Annotated in this window: 13 protein-coding genes; 11 read left to right on the top strand and 2 right to left on the bottom strand. The window is 61.6% G+C overall.

Translation table 11 applies throughout. The annotated features are described in order from the left end of the window. Positions 1-65: 65 nt before the first annotated feature. From ftsE to ACUM6F_RS01350, 10 genes are all read left to right on the top strand, one after another. Positions 66-755, top strand: a complete 690-nt coding sequence (ftsE, locus tag ACUM6F_RS01395) for a cell division ATP-binding protein FtsE (protein WP_445348170.1) — start codon at positions 66-68, stop codon at positions 753-755. Further along, on the top strand, positions 745-1,623 hold the full coding sequence (ftsX, locus tag ACUM6F_RS01390; RefSeq protein WP_445348169.1) for a permease-like cell division protein FtsX: 879 nt from the start codon (positions 745-747) through the stop codon (positions 1,621-1,623). The genes ftsE and ftsX overlap by 11 nt, the downstream gene beginning before the upstream one ends. Positions 1,624-1,805: 182 nt before the next feature. Then, positions 1,806-2,933, top strand: a complete 1,128-nt coding sequence (locus ACUM6F_RS01385) for a murein hydrolase activator EnvC family protein (protein WP_445348168.1) — start codon at positions 1,806-1,808, stop codon at positions 2,931-2,933. Positions 2,934-3,090: 157 nt separating this feature from the next. Then, positions 3,091-4,206 (top strand): S41 family peptidase, encoded by a 1,116-nt coding sequence (locus tag ACUM6F_RS01380; protein ID WP_445348167.1) that lies wholly within the window; start codon positions 3,091-3,093, stop codon positions 4,204-4,206. Between the two features lie 28 nt (positions 4,207-4,234). Then, the gene (locus ACUM6F_RS01375; protein WP_445348166.1) at positions 4,235-5,455 is read left to right on the top strand and encodes a PDZ domain-containing protein; all 1,221 of its coding nucleotides are present in this window, start codon (positions 4,235-4,237) and stop codon (positions 5,453-5,455) included. 253 nt (positions 5,456-5,708) lie between these two features. Then, positions 5,709-5,897 (top strand): CooT family nickel-binding protein, encoded by a 189-nt coding sequence (locus tag ACUM6F_RS01370; protein ID WP_445348165.1) that lies wholly within the window; start codon positions 5,709-5,711, stop codon positions 5,895-5,897. Positions 5,898-5,979: 82 nt separating this feature from the next. After that, the gene (cbiQ, locus tag ACUM6F_RS01365; RefSeq protein ID WP_425620411.1) at positions 5,980-6,981 is read left to right on the top strand and encodes a cobalt ECF transporter T component CbiQ; all 1,002 of its coding nucleotides are present in this window, start codon (positions 5,980-5,982) and stop codon (positions 6,979-6,981) included. Beyond that, on the top strand, positions 6,971-7,786 hold the full coding sequence (locus tag ACUM6F_RS01360) for an energy-coupling factor ABC transporter ATP-binding protein (RefSeq protein WP_445348164.1): 816 nt from the start codon (positions 6,971-6,973) through the stop codon (positions 7,784-7,786). The genes cbiQ and ACUM6F_RS01360 overlap by 11 nt, the downstream gene beginning before the upstream one ends. Positions 7,787-7,873: 87 nt before the next feature. Continuing rightward, complete coding sequence (locus tag ACUM6F_RS01355) at positions 7,874-8,446, top strand: uracil-DNA glycosylase (RefSeq protein WP_425622182.1); 573 nt, start codon at positions 7,874-7,876, stop codon at positions 8,444-8,446. A gap of 209 nt (positions 8,447-8,655) precedes the next feature. After that, positions 8,656-9,936 carry a sugar ABC transporter substrate-binding protein gene (locus tag ACUM6F_RS01350; RefSeq protein WP_445348163.1) on the top strand — a complete coding sequence of 427 codons (1,281 nt, stop codon included), beginning with the start codon at positions 8,656-8,658 and terminating at the stop codon, positions 9,934-9,936. A gap of 104 nt (positions 9,937-10,040) precedes the next feature. Here the strand turns inward: ACUM6F_RS01350 and ACUM6F_RS01345 are convergent, their stop codons facing one another. Next, positions 10,041-11,675 carry a two-component system sensor histidine kinase NtrB gene (locus ACUM6F_RS01345; RefSeq protein ID WP_445348162.1) on the bottom strand — a complete coding sequence of 545 codons (1,635 nt, stop codon included), beginning with the start codon at positions 11,673-11,675 and terminating at the stop codon, positions 10,041-10,043. After that, entirely contained in the window at positions 11,672-12,136 is a 465-nt protein-coding gene (locus ACUM6F_RS01340) for a hypothetical protein (RefSeq protein ID WP_425620408.1), read from the bottom strand. The genes ACUM6F_RS01345 and ACUM6F_RS01340 overlap by 4 nt, the downstream gene beginning before the upstream one ends. Positions 12,137-12,300: 164 nt before the next feature. Between ACUM6F_RS01340 and uvrB the strand changes: the two genes are divergently transcribed. After that, positions 12,301-14,337, top strand: coding sequence for an excinuclease ABC subunit UvrB (gene uvrB, locus ACUM6F_RS01335; RefSeq protein ID WP_445348161.1), 2,037 nt, complete (start codon positions 12,301-12,303; stop codon positions 14,335-14,337). Position 14,338 lies beyond the last annotated feature (1 nt).

Below are 14,338 nucleotides of genomic sequence, written 5' to 3'. Positions count from 1 at the left end.
CTTGGAGATCCTGTCGAAGAACTTCGGTACGGCAACCGTCACAAATCCCCCGGAGGCATTGCATTTTGATACAATTTTACTCCGTAAGCAAGATTTACCCGGGCTCAAAGGTAGAGGCCGTTAAGGATATCAACCTCCGCATCAAGCGGGGGGAGTTCGTTTTCCTGGTCGGCCACAGCGGGGCCGGCAAGTCCACCATCCTTAAGCTGATTTTCCGGGAAGAGCTCCCGACCTCAGGCCAGCTCTTCTTCAACGACAAGAACGTGGTCCGGATGCGGGGCCGCGACGTCCTGGCCTTGCGCCGGCGTATCGGCATGATCTTCCAGGATTTCAGGCTTCTGCCCCAGAAGACGGCTTTTGAAAACGTGGCGCTGGCCCTGGAGGTTTTCGGCGCCTCCCAGCGGGAGATACGCGTCAAGGTCCCCGAGGTCCTGGCCCGCGTCGGTCTGCTCGAAAAGGCCATGGCTTACCCGCACCAGCTGTCGGGCGGCGAGCAGCAGCGGGTCTGCATCGCCCGGGCCATCGTTAAGAACCCGCTTGTTATCCTGGCCGACGAGCCTACCGGCAATCTCGATCCCGAGACGTCCAGGGATCTGATGAGCCTCCTGGAGCAGATCAACGCCGCCGGGACGACGATCATCGTCGCCACGCACGCCTGGGATATCGTGAACGAGATGATGAAACGCGTTGTGGCCCTGGATAAGGGCCGTATTGTAAGGGACGAGGAACAGGGGAGTTACGGGTATGCTCAATAGGCTGACCTACTGCCTGCACCTGGCGATCCAGGCCCTGACCCGCAACTTTTGGATGGCCGTTGCCTCGGCCGGCATGATCACGGTCTCCCTGGGCATCCTGGGGAGTTTTCTCCTTGTCGCCATCAACGCTAGCCAATTGATGAAGACGGTCGAATCCAGCGTCGAGATCAACGTTTTCCTGGTCGAGGACGCCGACAAGGAGCTTCTCGACCAGCGCATCCGGCAACTGGACGGTATCCAGTCCTGCGTGTTCGTCTCCAAGGAACGCGCCCTGGAGGAGATGAGGGAGGCCCTGGGGGAAAACAAGGACATCCTCGACGGACTTGAAGAGGACAACCCGCTGCCGGACGGCTACCGCATCAAGGCCGAGCGCGCCGAGCTGGTGCCGGTGATCGCCGGACAAATCCAGGAAATGCCTGGGATAAAAAAGGTCCGCTACGGCCAGGGCTGGGTCGAAAAGCTGATCGCCATCACCCGCTGGCTTAATGTTGTTTCACTGGCTGCCGCCGGCTTGCTGGCCGTGGCCGCCGTTTTTCTCATCGTGACGACCGTACGGCTGTCGGTGGTGGCCAGGCAGCAGGAAGTGAGCGTGATGAAGTTCCTCGGGGCCAGCAACTGGTTTGTTCGTCTGCCCTTCCTGATGGAGGGGATGGCCGTGGGCTTGATCGGCGCCCTTGTTTCGACGGCGTTCCTGGCGGGAGGCTATTATTACCTGACGCTGCAGGTGGAAGCCGCTTCGCTTTTCTTTTTGGAGCTCGTCAACGACCCTCAGCTCCTAGTCCCCGTCTTTACGGGGCTGGTTCTCCTCGGCCTGATTATGGGGGGGCTCGGGAGCATGGTTTCCATAAGGAAGTTCCTTAATGTGTAACTTGAGCGTTGAGCACTGAGCACTTAGATTGGTGCTGAGCACTGGACACTGAGAATAGCACTGGGCACTGAGCAATGGGCGCTGGGATTAATCTAGGAAAGGGATTCGGTTGCACCGAATCCCATCCTAAAGTATCTCAATGCTCAAAGCCCAAAGCCCAATGCTTTTTGGGGGCATGGCAGTTGTTGCGAAAATGGATGTGTGTTCTTGCAATAGCTATTACTATCGCCTCCATCGTTGCGGGGCCGCTGGCGGCTACATGCGCGGGCAGCCTTGAGGACCAGCTCAAGGAAACGCGCCAGAAACTGGAGGAGCAGCGGCGCCTGGTCAAACAGCAGAAGGGTACCGTTTCCACCTACACCAGGCAGTTGGCCCAGCTCGACCGCTCCATTGACCAAAAGACCAGGGAGCTCGAGGCCTTACAGGTTTCTCTCGCCCAAGCCGAAAGACACCTGGCGTACACCACGGCGCATCTGGAACAGACGGAGGCCGAGCTGCGGGCTACCGACGCCCTTTTCAGGAAGCGCGTGGTCAACCTCTACGAGAACGGGAGCACCGGTTACCTCGAATTCCTGCTGGCGGCGAAGAGTTTCAGCGACCTGGTTTCCCGGGCCGAATACGTCACCTGCATCGTAAGCAGGGACGCCAACCTGGTGGCCGAGGTGGCCGCCCGGCGCGACGCGGTGGCGGAAAGGAAGCGGGCTTTTGAGGAGAAGAAAGCCGAGATCGCCTCTCTCAAGCAGACCGAGGAAGGTGTTTATCGGGATCTGGCCGCACGCCAGAGAGAAAAGGCCAACGTTTTGAGCGTCGCCAGGCAGGACCTTACCCGGCTGCAGCGCGAGCTGGACGAGCTGGAGAAAAAGGAACAGCAGATCCTGAACGAGATCGCCCGCCAGCGTGCCGGAAAGGGGCCTCAGGCCGAAGGTCCCTTCACATGGCCGCTGCCGGGGTATACCGGTATTTCTTCCGACTTCGGCAACCGCATCCACCCCATTCTCAGGGTAACGCGTTTTCACGACGGGATCGACATCCCGGCGCCCACCGGCACCCCGGTGGTGGCCGCGCAGTCGGGGACGGTGATCTACGTGGGGACGCTGCAGGGCTACGGCAAGGTCATCATGCTCGACCACGGGGGAGGTTTGACGACCATGTACGCTCACCTCTCGCGGCAGAGCGTAAGTGAGGGCGAGGTCGTCGTCAAGGGGCAGAGGATCGGCGCCGTGGGCAGCACCGGCTGGTCGACCGGCCCGCACTTGCACTTTACGGTCAGGGTAAACGGGAACGCGGTCAACCCGCATAACTACGTTTAGGACCGTGTCCCAGCTCGGTCTGAATGCCGAATGCCGAGCGCTGAACGCCGAAATTACAACCAGCCGATGAGCTGGTTGTAATTTCTTGGGGCCTGTTATAGTATAATAGGCGTACTGAGCAAAGATGGTGGTGTGCTGCTTGCGGGGATCAAGGGGCTTGCGTGTTTTACTGGCCGGCCTGGCTTTTCTTTTCACGGTCTGCACCGCTTTAACCGTTTACACAGTGGTGACGAACTACCAGCAAATCGGCAACCTCCTGCGCGTTTTGCAACTGATCGAGACCGAGTACATCGGCCAGGTCCGGTTCGGAACCCTGGTCGAAGGAGCCATCGACGGCATGGTGCGGTCCCTCGACGATCCTTATTCGGCTTACCTGGAACCGGAAAACTATACCCGTTTTCGCGAACAGATCAGGGGGTCCTTCGGGGGGATCGGCATTCTGGTGGGCATGCGCAGCCAGGGGCTGCTGGTCATCAAGCCCTTTGCGGGGACGCCGGCGGCGCGGGCCGGGATCAGGGAAGGCGACGTGATCACCGAGATCGACGGCTTCAAGGTCAGCGAAATGGACCTGGAAACGGCTGTGGCGATGATCCACGGTCCCATCGGGACAAAGGTGGGTCTGGTCGTTAAGCGCGAAAACTACGAACAGCCCCTGCGCTTCACCATTACCCGCGAGGAGATCACCATTCCTTCGGTCGAATACAAGTTCCTTGAGCCGGGCGTCGGTTACATCAGCGTCAGCCAGTTTAGCGAACAGACTCCTCCCGAGGTCCATGAGGCTTTATCCGAATTGCGGTCCAAGGGCCTTAAAGGCCTTATCCTGGACCTGCGCAACAACCCCGGCGGCAATCTCGGTTCGGCCGTCGAAATCAGCGACCTTTTCATCGACGAAGGCCCTGTCGTTTACATCGATTACCGCTCCGGGAAGGACGAGGTTTTCGAAGGCAAGCCCGGAAAGCTGGGTCTGCCCCTGGTCGTGCTCGTCAACCAGGATAGTGCCAGCGCCGCGGAAATCGTGGCCGGGGCCGTCAAGGATACCAAAGCCGGCACCCTTGTCGGGACGCGGACTTTCGGGAAGGGCGTCGTGCAGAACCTTTTCCCCTTGAGAGACGGGGCGGGCTTGAAACTGACTACCGCGCGTTACCTGACGCCCAACCGGACCGACATCCACAAGAAGGGCATCGAGCCGGACGTCGTCGTCGAGCAGCCGGAGGGGAGCGCGAGGGATGTTCAGCTCGATAAGGCGTTGGAAGTGTTGAAGAGCGAACTGTAAATTATAAAGAACGTCCCGGGAGTGAATCATGTTTTCGTTCACTTGGGCGCTCCACCAGGTGTTTCTGGGAATGCTGGCGGCCTTGACCCATCCGGTTTTCTGGATTGTGATGGCCCTGGTCGCCCTGCAGTACGGCAGGGTGGCGGAGTTGCGGCGAAACTTCCTGGGCGCGGCCGGCAACAAGGTCCTGTCCGATACCGCCCTGGCCGCGGCGTACGGGTTCGCCGGGGGGATCGTGGGCAGCCTCCTGATCGTCCTGACCGGGCTGACCCTTAACGGGACCGCCTTTCAATACCTGCTCCCGCTGGCCATCGTCCTGATGCTTATCCACCCCCGCTTCCTGTGTTTCTCCTACAGCGGGGGGCTGCTTGCCCTGGCCAATCTCTTTTTCGGCTTTCCGGCCATCGACATTCCCCAGGTGATGGCTCTCGTCGCCATCCTGCATTTTGTGGAAGCCGTGCTGATCCTGTTCAGCGGGCACATCGGGGCCGTGCCGGCTTACGTCCGCCTAACCAGGGACCGGATCGTCGGCGCTTTCACGCTGCAGAAGTTCTGGCCCATCCCCATTGTGGCCCTGCTCGTCGTGGGCGCCCTGCCCCAAGGGGCTGAGGGTGTGCAAATGCCGGGTTGGTGGCCGCTGATTCCCGCCAGCGTACCCGGGAATCCCGACAATCTTGTTTACATAATGCTACCGGTGGTCGCCGCCCTGGGGTATTCGGACATCGCCCTCGCCCGGACGCCCGTTGCCAGGAGCCGCATATCGGCCGTCCATCTCACCGGCTTCAGCATTACTCTTTTTGCCTTGGCCTACCTGGCCGCCCAAAACCAGGGTTTCGTCTGGCTGGCGGCGCTGTTTTCGCCCCTGGGCCACGAACTGACCATCCACATCGGCAAGCGCGGGGAGTTCGGGGCCAAGCCGCGGTACGTTCCCGGTTACGAGGGGGTGGGGGTGCTCGACGTGGAACGGAATTCCCCCGCCTGGCGCGCCGGCATTCGTTCCGGCGACGTCATCACCGAGGTCAACGGCATCGCCGTCTTCCGCCGCGCCGACCTGCAGGCGGCCCTGGCCGGCGGGGGAACGACAGAGGTGGGGTACCTTGAAGACGGCCGGACATACCGGCGGCAGGTCGTTATCGCGCCTTCCGGCCGCAGGTTCGGGGTCTTGACCGTCCCGGAAGGCGATGAAGAGCGCGTTCTCGAGCTTCGCCCCGGCGGCCTGGAAAGGCTTTGGAACAGGCTGAAAAGCTGAAGTTTTTAGAAAGGTTTGGTGCCGGCCGCGGAGGTTTCCACTCCTCCGCGGCGCTCTATTTGTGGTAGGATAGTTATTAAGCATAAGCATTAGGCTATAAGCGTTAGGATAAGAGCCGGGGGAAGAAGGGTCCTTAACCCCGATTCCTAATGTTTGGTGCTTAGGGCCTAATGCCGCCAGCTCTAAGTTATAATTAGGACTAAGCCAATTATCTACCCGTACACTTACGACTAACGCTAAAGGAGGCTGCGTTATGTGCGAGGCCAATGCCTACCTGCGCGATGGCGATAGGGAAGAGCTGCTGCTCGAAGCGGTAGACAAGATCGTCCCCTACGAGGACGGCCTGCTGCTGGAGGACATCTTCGGCCGCCGCAAGATCGTCAAGGCCAGGGTCGTGGAGATGGCCCTGGTGGACCACCGCATTATTCTTGAACGCGTGTAACTAGACGCTTCGATTTACCTGAACACCGCTATATGCCAGATCTGGTTGGTTGCCCTTATGGAGTGAGAGGTGTGAGACAGAGGTGAGCAGCTTACGTGATGCCGTGACCCCTGATGCAAGTGAGGAACTCACTTCCGATTTCTCACATCCCACCTCCCGGGAGCTGCCGGCCTGGCTGCAGGCCGAATACCGTCCTGCCTCCGTTCCCGCCGGCCGGCGCGGGAGTTTCCTGGCGGGGACGGTAGCCAGGATCACGGACGTCGTGCGGGAGGATTTTCTGGCCGACAGGCGGGCCGACGCCGCCGGCCTTTTGCAGGGCATCGACCCCCGCGTCAAGGTCGGGGCCGTGGTGGCGCTGATTGCTTCGGCCGTCACCCTCGAGAGCCTCGGCTTCCTGGTCCTGTTTTATGTTTTTGTGCTGGGTCTGGCCCTTGCTTCCCGCATCCCTCCGGCCCTCGTCCTGACCAGGGCGTGGCCGGTGGCCCTTTTTTTCGGCGGCTTTGTGGCCTTGCCGCTCATGCTGAGCTGGTACACCCCGGGGACGGCGGTCGTCACCGTCTGGGGGCCTTCACATCCCGTAGCTTTAGGGCCCCTGGCCCTGCCGGACGAGCTCTACCTTTCGGCGGAAGGCATCAACCGCGTACTGGTGACCGTTCTGCGCGTTGCGGCCTGCACGACCCTGGCCCTGCTTTTGCCGATGACGACGAAATGGGGGCACCTTTTCCGGGCGCTGCGTGCCCTGTTCGTGCCCCAGACCATCGTGATGCTCCTGGAAATGTCCTTACGCTACCTGTTCCTGTTGCTGCAAAACGTCCTCGATCTCGTGACGGCGCGGGAGTCGCGGGCGATCAACCCGGCCGCCCTGCCGGAGCGCCGCCGTTTTGCCGTTCGCAGTATCGCCACGCTCCTCAGCCGGTCGCTGACCCTGAGCGACGAGGTTTACCAGGCCTTGAAGGCCAGGGGATACTCCGGCGAGCCCCGCACGCTGGAGGACTTCAGGCTCGGCTGGCGCGACGGAGCTTTCGCTCTTGTTGCCGGCCTGGCCGTTTTCCTGCTCGTCGGAGGTGAGGCTTTTGTCCGATGAGGTTTACCGCCTCGAAAACGTCAGCTATGCCTACCACGCCGGACAAGCCGTCCTGGACGGCATCAGTCTGAGGGTCCCCCGCAAGGAAGCCTTGGCACTGCTGGGGGCCAACGGGTCCGGCAAGTCCACGCTGCTCAAAATCATGGCGGCTCTCCTTTGGCCGACGTCGGGCTCGGTGTACGCCTTCGGGGAGGAACTGACCGAGAAACGACTGCGCGAGGCGGCCTTCGCCCATGCCTTCCGGTGCAGGATCGGTTTCGTCTTTCAGAACACCGACGCCCAGCTCTTCTGCCCCACCGTGTGGGACGAGGTGGCCTACGGCCCCCTGCAGCTGGGAATGCCCAAGGACGCCGTCCGCCGGACCGTCGAAGAGGTGCTGGCGTTTTTCGGCCTCGAGGCTTTGCGCAACCGGCCTCCCTATCGCTTGAGCGGCGGCGAAAAGAAGAAGGTAGCCCTGGCCGCCGTTATGGCTGTGAATCCCGAGGTCCTTCTCCTGGACGAACCGACGGCCAACCTCGACCCCCGCAGCCAATACTGGCTCGTCACCTTCCTGCAGAAGCTGCACGCCGCCGGCAAAACCATCGTCATCGCTACGCACGACCTCGACATCGTTCCGGCCCTGGCCCGGCGCGTGCTGGTTCTCGGGGAGGACCACCGGCTTCTCGCCGACGGCTCGCCGGTCGAAATCCTGGGTAACCGGGAACTGCTCCTGCGGGCCAATCTCGTCCACGAGCACTACCATGCCCACGTCCACGCTGACGGGCACGAGCACCTCCACTTCCACCACCATGACCACCATGATTAGCACTAAGCATCAAGCACCAGACACAATTGACGATGGCAGGTGACTGATTTGTTTAACTTTGCGATAGAACAGCTAACTCTCGCGGACATGCGGGGCCCGTTCACCCTGGAAGAGCTTAAGGCCGAAATGGAAGGCTGCCGCAAATGCCCTCTCAGCCAGGGACGGACCAATATCGTTTTCGGTGAGGGGAACCCCGCGGCGCGCCTGATGTTCATAGGAGAAGGCCCGGGGGCCGAGGAAGACCGCCAGGGACGGCCCTTTGTGGGGGCCGCCGGCCAGCTCCTGGACAGGATCCTGGCCGCCGCCGGGATGAGCCGCGAGGAAGTCTATATCGCCAACGTCGTGAAGTGCCGTCCCCCCGGCAACCGGGTGCCCACTCCGGCCGAGGCCGAAGCCTGTATGCCGTGGCTGAAGAAACAGTTTGAGATCATCGCCCCGCGCCTCGTGGTCCTCCTGGGGAGCACGGCCCTGCAGTACCTCGTCGACTCCAAGGCGCGCATCACCCAGTGCCGGGGACAATGGATCGCAAGGGGAGACGTGCGGATCATGCCGACCTACCACCCGGCCGCCCTGCTCCGCGACCCGAGCAAGAAGCGCCCGGTCTGGGAGGACATCCAGAAGGTACGGGATCTTTATAGGCAGTTGGGTGTTGGCAGTTAGATGTTGGATTGGGATGGATTCGGCGAGGCGAATCTCTTCTGAATGGCTGAAACAGTGTTTTTGTATCTGCCAGTGAATGGTCAATAGCGACCATTTTTTTGTTGTTATAGGTATTATAGGTAAGCGTTTCATATTTTGTGCCATAATGTAGGGTGTTGGTATACAGCATTAATCACCCTTTGAGAAACATACTAAGAAGGGTGATGGAAATGAAATGGATGCGCGTTCTTGCGGGCGTTATAATTATAAGCCTGTTTTTAACGGGATGTCCCGGCAAAAAGCAGGCTGAACGTAAGCCGGCGGAGAAGCCGCCTAAGATCGCCTTCGCCGTAGCCGATATGCGGCGCGACGGCACCCAGGCCATGAAGAAAGCGGTCGATCAAGCCGCGAAAAAGGACCGGATCAGGGTGACCTGGCTCGATGCCAAGGGTGATCCGCTCCAGCAGGAAAGAGACGTCCAGGAGCTGATCAAAAAGAAGGTCGACGCCGTCGTCATCCAGTTCGTCGATCCGGTGGGGGGCGACGCTCTCGTCCGGCAGTTGCAGATGAACAGGATTAAAGTCATCGCCCTGGAAACCCTGCCGCCCAACGAGCCCGTCGAGGGCTACATCGCCTCCAACCACCGCTTGGCGGGAGAGCTTCAGGCCCGTTTCGTCGTTGACGAGCGGGGTCCGAACGGGGGCAACGTGCTTATCCTTCAAGGCGACCCGCAGGACCCCATGGCCCGGGAGATCACCGATGCGGCCCGGTCGGCGCTTGAGGAGAACGGGTACTCCGTCACTGTCGAGAGCCATCCCCGTTACGACCCCAAACTGGTCTCGCAGACGGTCGAAAAGGCGCTTGCCGTCGGCAACTGGGCCGCCGTCCTGGCCAATGAGAGCCGCATGGCGGTGGCCGCCGTGGAGGTCCTGCGCACCCGCGGGCAGACCCGGGAGGTGTTGACAGCGGGCGTAGGCGCCGACCAGACCGCCGCCCAGGCTTTGATGGCGGGGCAGCACGACGCCGAAATCGACGTCATGCCCGAGATGATCGGCCGTTTTGCTTTCGACGCCGCCAAGGCCGTCGCCCGCGAGGGCAGGTGGAATTTTGAGGCCCAGACGACGAACGGAGTGTCCGGGGTCCCTACCAGGATTATCCCGGTCCGCCTTATTACCCAGGAAAACATGTTCCTGCTTGCCGAACGGATGCAGCAGGGCGGACAGCGGGGCGGCCAAGGCGGCGGCCAACAGGGCGGCCAAGGCGGACAGAGCGGCGGCGGGCAGCAAGGCGGTCAACAAGGCGGACAGAGCGGGGGCCAGGGCGGCGGCGGCCAGCAGGGCGGCGGCCGGCAGCAGACCAAAGTCATGATCACTACTCAGGACGGTAAAACCATGGAAATCAACGTTCCGGGAGAGATTAAAAAGATCGAGAGCATGCCTGCCGGGCAACAAGGCGGCCAGGGCGGGGGCCAGCAAGGCGGCGGGCAAGGCGGCGGCAGTGGCAGCCAGTAGTATGCCTTGAGTGAATCCGCTGCTGTAATTACCGATAAATGGTAAACGAGTAACAATCGGTAGCTGACTCCAAGGGCTTTTCTTATCAGGGTAAGAGAGGCCCTTTAATCTTCACCGGCGCTGGGAGGCAATTCATCGACCGCCTTGAACCAGACCGTGAACGTCGTGCCTTTGCTGCTGGAGTGGAGTTCTATGCGTGCCCCGTGCTCTCGGATGATGCGCTCGGAAATGGCCAGCCCGAGGCCGGTCCCCTCGTCCCTGGTGGTAAAGAAAGGCTGGAAGATTTTCTCCCGGATCTCCGCCGGGATGCCGGGGCCGTTGTCGGCGATGCGCAGGAAGACCTGCCCGCTTTCCAGGCCGGTGCTGATCCTTACATGACCGTTGCGGCCGGCGGCGTCGATGGCGTTGTGCAAAAGGTTCAGCGTCAGTTGGATGAGCTTGTCGCGGTCGCCGTTGATCATCGGGATACCGCCCAGCTCGATCTCCAGGGTTGTGTCGGACATGGCGGCCGTCGTGTTGGCCATGCTGGCAGCCGCGATGACCACCAGGTTCAGTTCCAGCGGCTTGATGACCGTGTCCTTGGGCTTGGCGAAGGCCAGGAATTCGGTGAGCAGCCTGTTAACCCGGTCGCACTCCTGGATTATCGTCTCGGTATAGGGGATGATCTTTTCGATGGGGTCACGCGTGTCGCGTTCGGCGATCAGCTGCGCGAAACCGCGGATGCCGGTGAGCGGGTTCCTGATTTCGTGGGCCAGGCCGGCGGCCATCTGCCCCACGGTCGATAACGTCGCTGCGCGGCGCCGTTCGGTGACATCGCGGGCGATGACCAGAACGGCCTCGACATTATTGAACGAGGGTAGAGGAATATAGTCCCCTTCCAGTTCTCGGACCTCGTCGCCGCGGATGAGCTGGCCGGGCACACCCGTCACGGGTATGCCCTTCCGTATGTGCTCCCGGGTTTCGCCGGCATCTTCCTCCAGTAAAAGGCCGAGGTCCTGCAGGTCGATGACGTTCAAGCCCGCGATATTGCGTCCGAGCATCGCGTTGATCGTTTTGTTGGCGTAGATCACGACGCCGTCCCTGTCGAGCACGAAGAGGCCGCTGGGTGAAACGTTGATGACGGTTTCAAGAAAAGAGCGCTCCTTGACCAGGTCCTGGGCGAGGTTGCGGTTGATCTCGTTGATGCTGCCGACCAGCCAGCCGACGGTGCAGCTTACGGCCAGCAGGAAGAAATCCTCGCCCATTGCCTTCGTCAGATTCGTTTCGATATTGCCCTGGTCAAAAAACATGTGCGGGATCATCACCAGGAAGGCGGTCAGGAAACTTATCCGCCACCCGAAGTGCAGGGCGCTCAAGACCGCGGAACAGATGACCAGAGCCTTGTAGGGGCTGGCGTGCCCTCCCGTGACGGCGATGATCGCCAGCAAGCCTGCAGCCGAGAGGGCGGCGAAGAGCACTCCTTTCAGCGGCCATGGACGGACCGGAGACCAGCCCGACAAATCGATGCTGCGCTGCAGGATCACCGTGAGGGCGAGCATGATCGCCCAGCCGGCCATGAGCGGCCGCAAGGAAACCGTCCAGGAGGTTGCCGGCGCCGTTTGGGTTGCCACCACCGACAGGACGGCGACCATGAAGAAAAAATGTCCCGTCCAGTATTGGCTGCGCAGGGCGTTTTCATATTTCTGCAGGGGGGGACTGTCCTCGATGCGCAGTGGTGTACGCTCCTTTCCGGCCGTCACAGTCCAAGGCGGCGGCGGAGCTTTTCTCCGCGCGTCCTGACCAGCACCGCGAGGAAAAGAAGCATAAGGACCTGGGGCAGGCCCGTGACGATGCTGATGACCTCACTGGCGGCCATGTCTTCGGGAGTGGCGCCGAGCACCGCCAGGCTGACCCCGCTGCCGATGATTTCGCAGACGGCAAGCGCTGTCGAAACGACAAGAGCGGTTATGACGGCCCGGTGGGCCTGAACGCGGTACACGATTACAGGGGCAGCGGCCAGCACCGCCGTGAGGACCAGGGTATGCAGGCCGAAAGGAGCGTCCAGGGAGCGAATGAAGGCGACCGTCCCGAGGGAGAGAGCCGCAAACAGGAGCACCGGCCCGGCGCGCCAGGGGATGCCGAGAAGGGCAAAAGCCAAAAGCCAGACCGCGACCGTTTCCGGAAAGCCCTGAAACACTGCTTCAGCCAGGCTAAGCTCCACTCATCCTTCCTCCTCATTTCTGCATAACAAAGAGGATTCGACATCTGGGGAGAAGTTCCTGTTGCAAACTGTCGTTTCCTGTCAAGAAAGGATATGGCTGAGAGGAGCGGGCCGGGCTTACTTGCGTCGGGCGTCTGCGCTATAATAGGCGTTGAGGTGGTACAATGCCTCCATTTAAACTGGTTTCGGATTTCACGCCCTGCGGCGACCAGCCCGGGGCTATTGCCGGTTTGGTCGATGGGTTGGAAAAAGGCCTCCGGCATCAGACTCTGCTGGGCGTGACCGGGTCCGGCAAAACGTACACCATGGCCCAGGTGATCCAGGCCGTGCAGAGACCGACCCTGGTCATCGCGCCGAACAAGACCCTGGCGGCCCAATTGTGCGGGGAATTCAAGGACTTTTTCCCGGACAACGCCGTGGAGTATTTCGTCAGCTACTACGACTATTACCAGCCCGAGGCCTACATCCCGGCGACGGACATGTACATCGAGAAGGACGCCTCCATCAACGAGGAAATCGACAAGCTGCGCCACTCGGCCACCTCAGCGATCCTGGAACGCCGGGACGTAATCATCGTCGCCAGCGTCTCCTGCATCTACGGTCTGGGCGACCCCGAAGAGTACCGCAGCCTTACGCTTTCCCTGCGCCGCGGCGCCCGGGCGGACCGGGACGCCGTGCTGCGCAAGCTGGTCGACATCCAGTATCAGCGTAACGATGCCAACTTCACGCGGGGCAGGTTTCGGGTGCGCGGCGACGTTTTGGAGATCTTCCCCGCCTCGACAGGGGAGAAGGCAATCAGGGTGGACTTCTTCGGCGACGAGGTCGAGCGCATCCTGGAATTCGACGCCCTGACGGGGGAAGTTACCGGCGAGAGACACCACGTCTCCGTTTTCCCGGCCAGCCACTACGCGACTTCGCGGGAGCGCCTGGACCGGGCCGTCCGCTCTATCGAGGCCGAACTGGAAGAGAGACTGGCCTATTTCCGGTCAAGGGGCAAGCTGCTGGAGGCCCAGCGCCTGGAACAGCGCACCAACTACGACCTGGAGATGCTAAAGGAGGTAGGCTACTGCAAGGGCATCGAGAACTACTCCCGGCACCTGACGGGGCGGGCCCCCGGCGAACCCCCCTATACCCTGCTGGATTTCTTCCCCGAGGACATGCTGGTTGTCATTGACGAGTCGCACATCACCGTCCCGCAAATCGGGGGGATGTACGAGGGAGACCGCTCCCGCAAGGAGGCGCTTGTCGAGCACGGGTTCCGCCTGCCGTCGGCCTTTGACAACCGGCCGCTGACCTTTGCGGAATTCGCCGCCCACGTCGGGCAGACCGTCTACATTTCGGCCACCCCGGGTCCGTACGAGCTGAAGCACAGCGCCCGGGTCGTCGAGCAGATCGTCCGTCCTACCGGCCTGGTCGACCCCGAGATGGTGGTCCGCCCGACGAGGGGCCAGATCGACGACCTCCTCGGCGAGATCCGGCAGCGGGTGGCGCAGAAGGAAAGGGTGCTGGTGACCACCCTCACCAAGCGCATGGCCGAGGACCTGGCCGACTACTTCAGGGAAATGGGGATCAAGGTCCGTTACCTGCACTCCGAAATCAACGCCCTGGAAAGAATGGAGATACTGCGGGATTTGCGCCTCGGCGTGTTCGACGTCCTGGTCGGCATCAACCTTTTGCGCGAGGGCCTGGACCTTCCGGAGGTGAGCCTTGTCGCCATCCTTGACGCCGATAAGGAGGGCTACCTGCGTTCCGAGCGCTCCCTGATCCAGACGGCGGGACGGGCGGCGCGCAACATCCATGGACGTGTCATCCTCTACGCCGACACCGTCACCGGTTCCATGCGCCGCGCGCTGGACGAGACCGCGCGCCGCCGCTGCTTGCAGATGGAATACAACCGCCGACACGGCATCACGCCGGAGACGGTGAAAAAGGCGGTGCGCGGCGTCATCGAGGCCACCCACGCCGCCGAGCCGGCCGAGGCCTACGCCGTCCCGGCGAAGAGGATGACGAAGACCGAACTCAAGCGCACGATCGCGAAGCTGGAGAAGGAGATGCGCGAGGCGGCGCGGCACCTGGAGTTCGAGCGCGCCGCCGAGATCCGGGACGCCCTCATCGAGCTGCGGCTGCAGCTCCGCGGCCAGACCACGCGCCCGGTGACCGAGGCGGCGGAGGAAGCCCTTGCTCCGTCGCATGGGGTGTAAT

Source organism: Desulforudis sp. DRI-14 (assembly GCF_052618305.1).
The sequence above is the reverse complement of the archived record's forward strand: the minus strand, read 5'-3'. Positions and strand labels throughout refer to the sequence as shown.

Bases quoted from the DNA above. Each gene is read 5' to 3' on its own strand.
- ftsX (WP_445348169.1), top strand. From the start codon at position 745: ATGCTCAATAGGCTGACCTACTGCCTGCACCTGGCGATCCAGGCCCTG.
- ACUM6F_RS01375 (WP_445348166.1), top strand. From the start codon at position 4,235: ATGTTTTCGTTCACTTGGGCGCTCCACCAGGTGTTTCTGGGAATGCTG.
- ACUM6F_RS01370 (WP_445348165.1), top strand. From the start codon at position 5,709: ATGTGCGAGGCCAATGCCTACCTGCGCGATGGCGATAGGGAAGAGCTG.
- ACUM6F_RS01355 (WP_425622182.1), top strand. From the start codon at position 7,874: ATGCGGGGCCCGTTCACCCTGGAAGAGCTTAAGGCCGAAATGGAAGGC.
- ACUM6F_RS01350 (WP_445348163.1), top strand. From the start codon at position 8,656: ATGAAATGGATGCGCGTTCTTGCGGGCGTTATAATTATAAGCCTGTTT.
- uvrB (WP_445348161.1), top strand. From the start codon at position 12,301: ATGCCTCCATTTAAACTGGTTTCGGATTTCACGCCCTGCGGCGACCAG.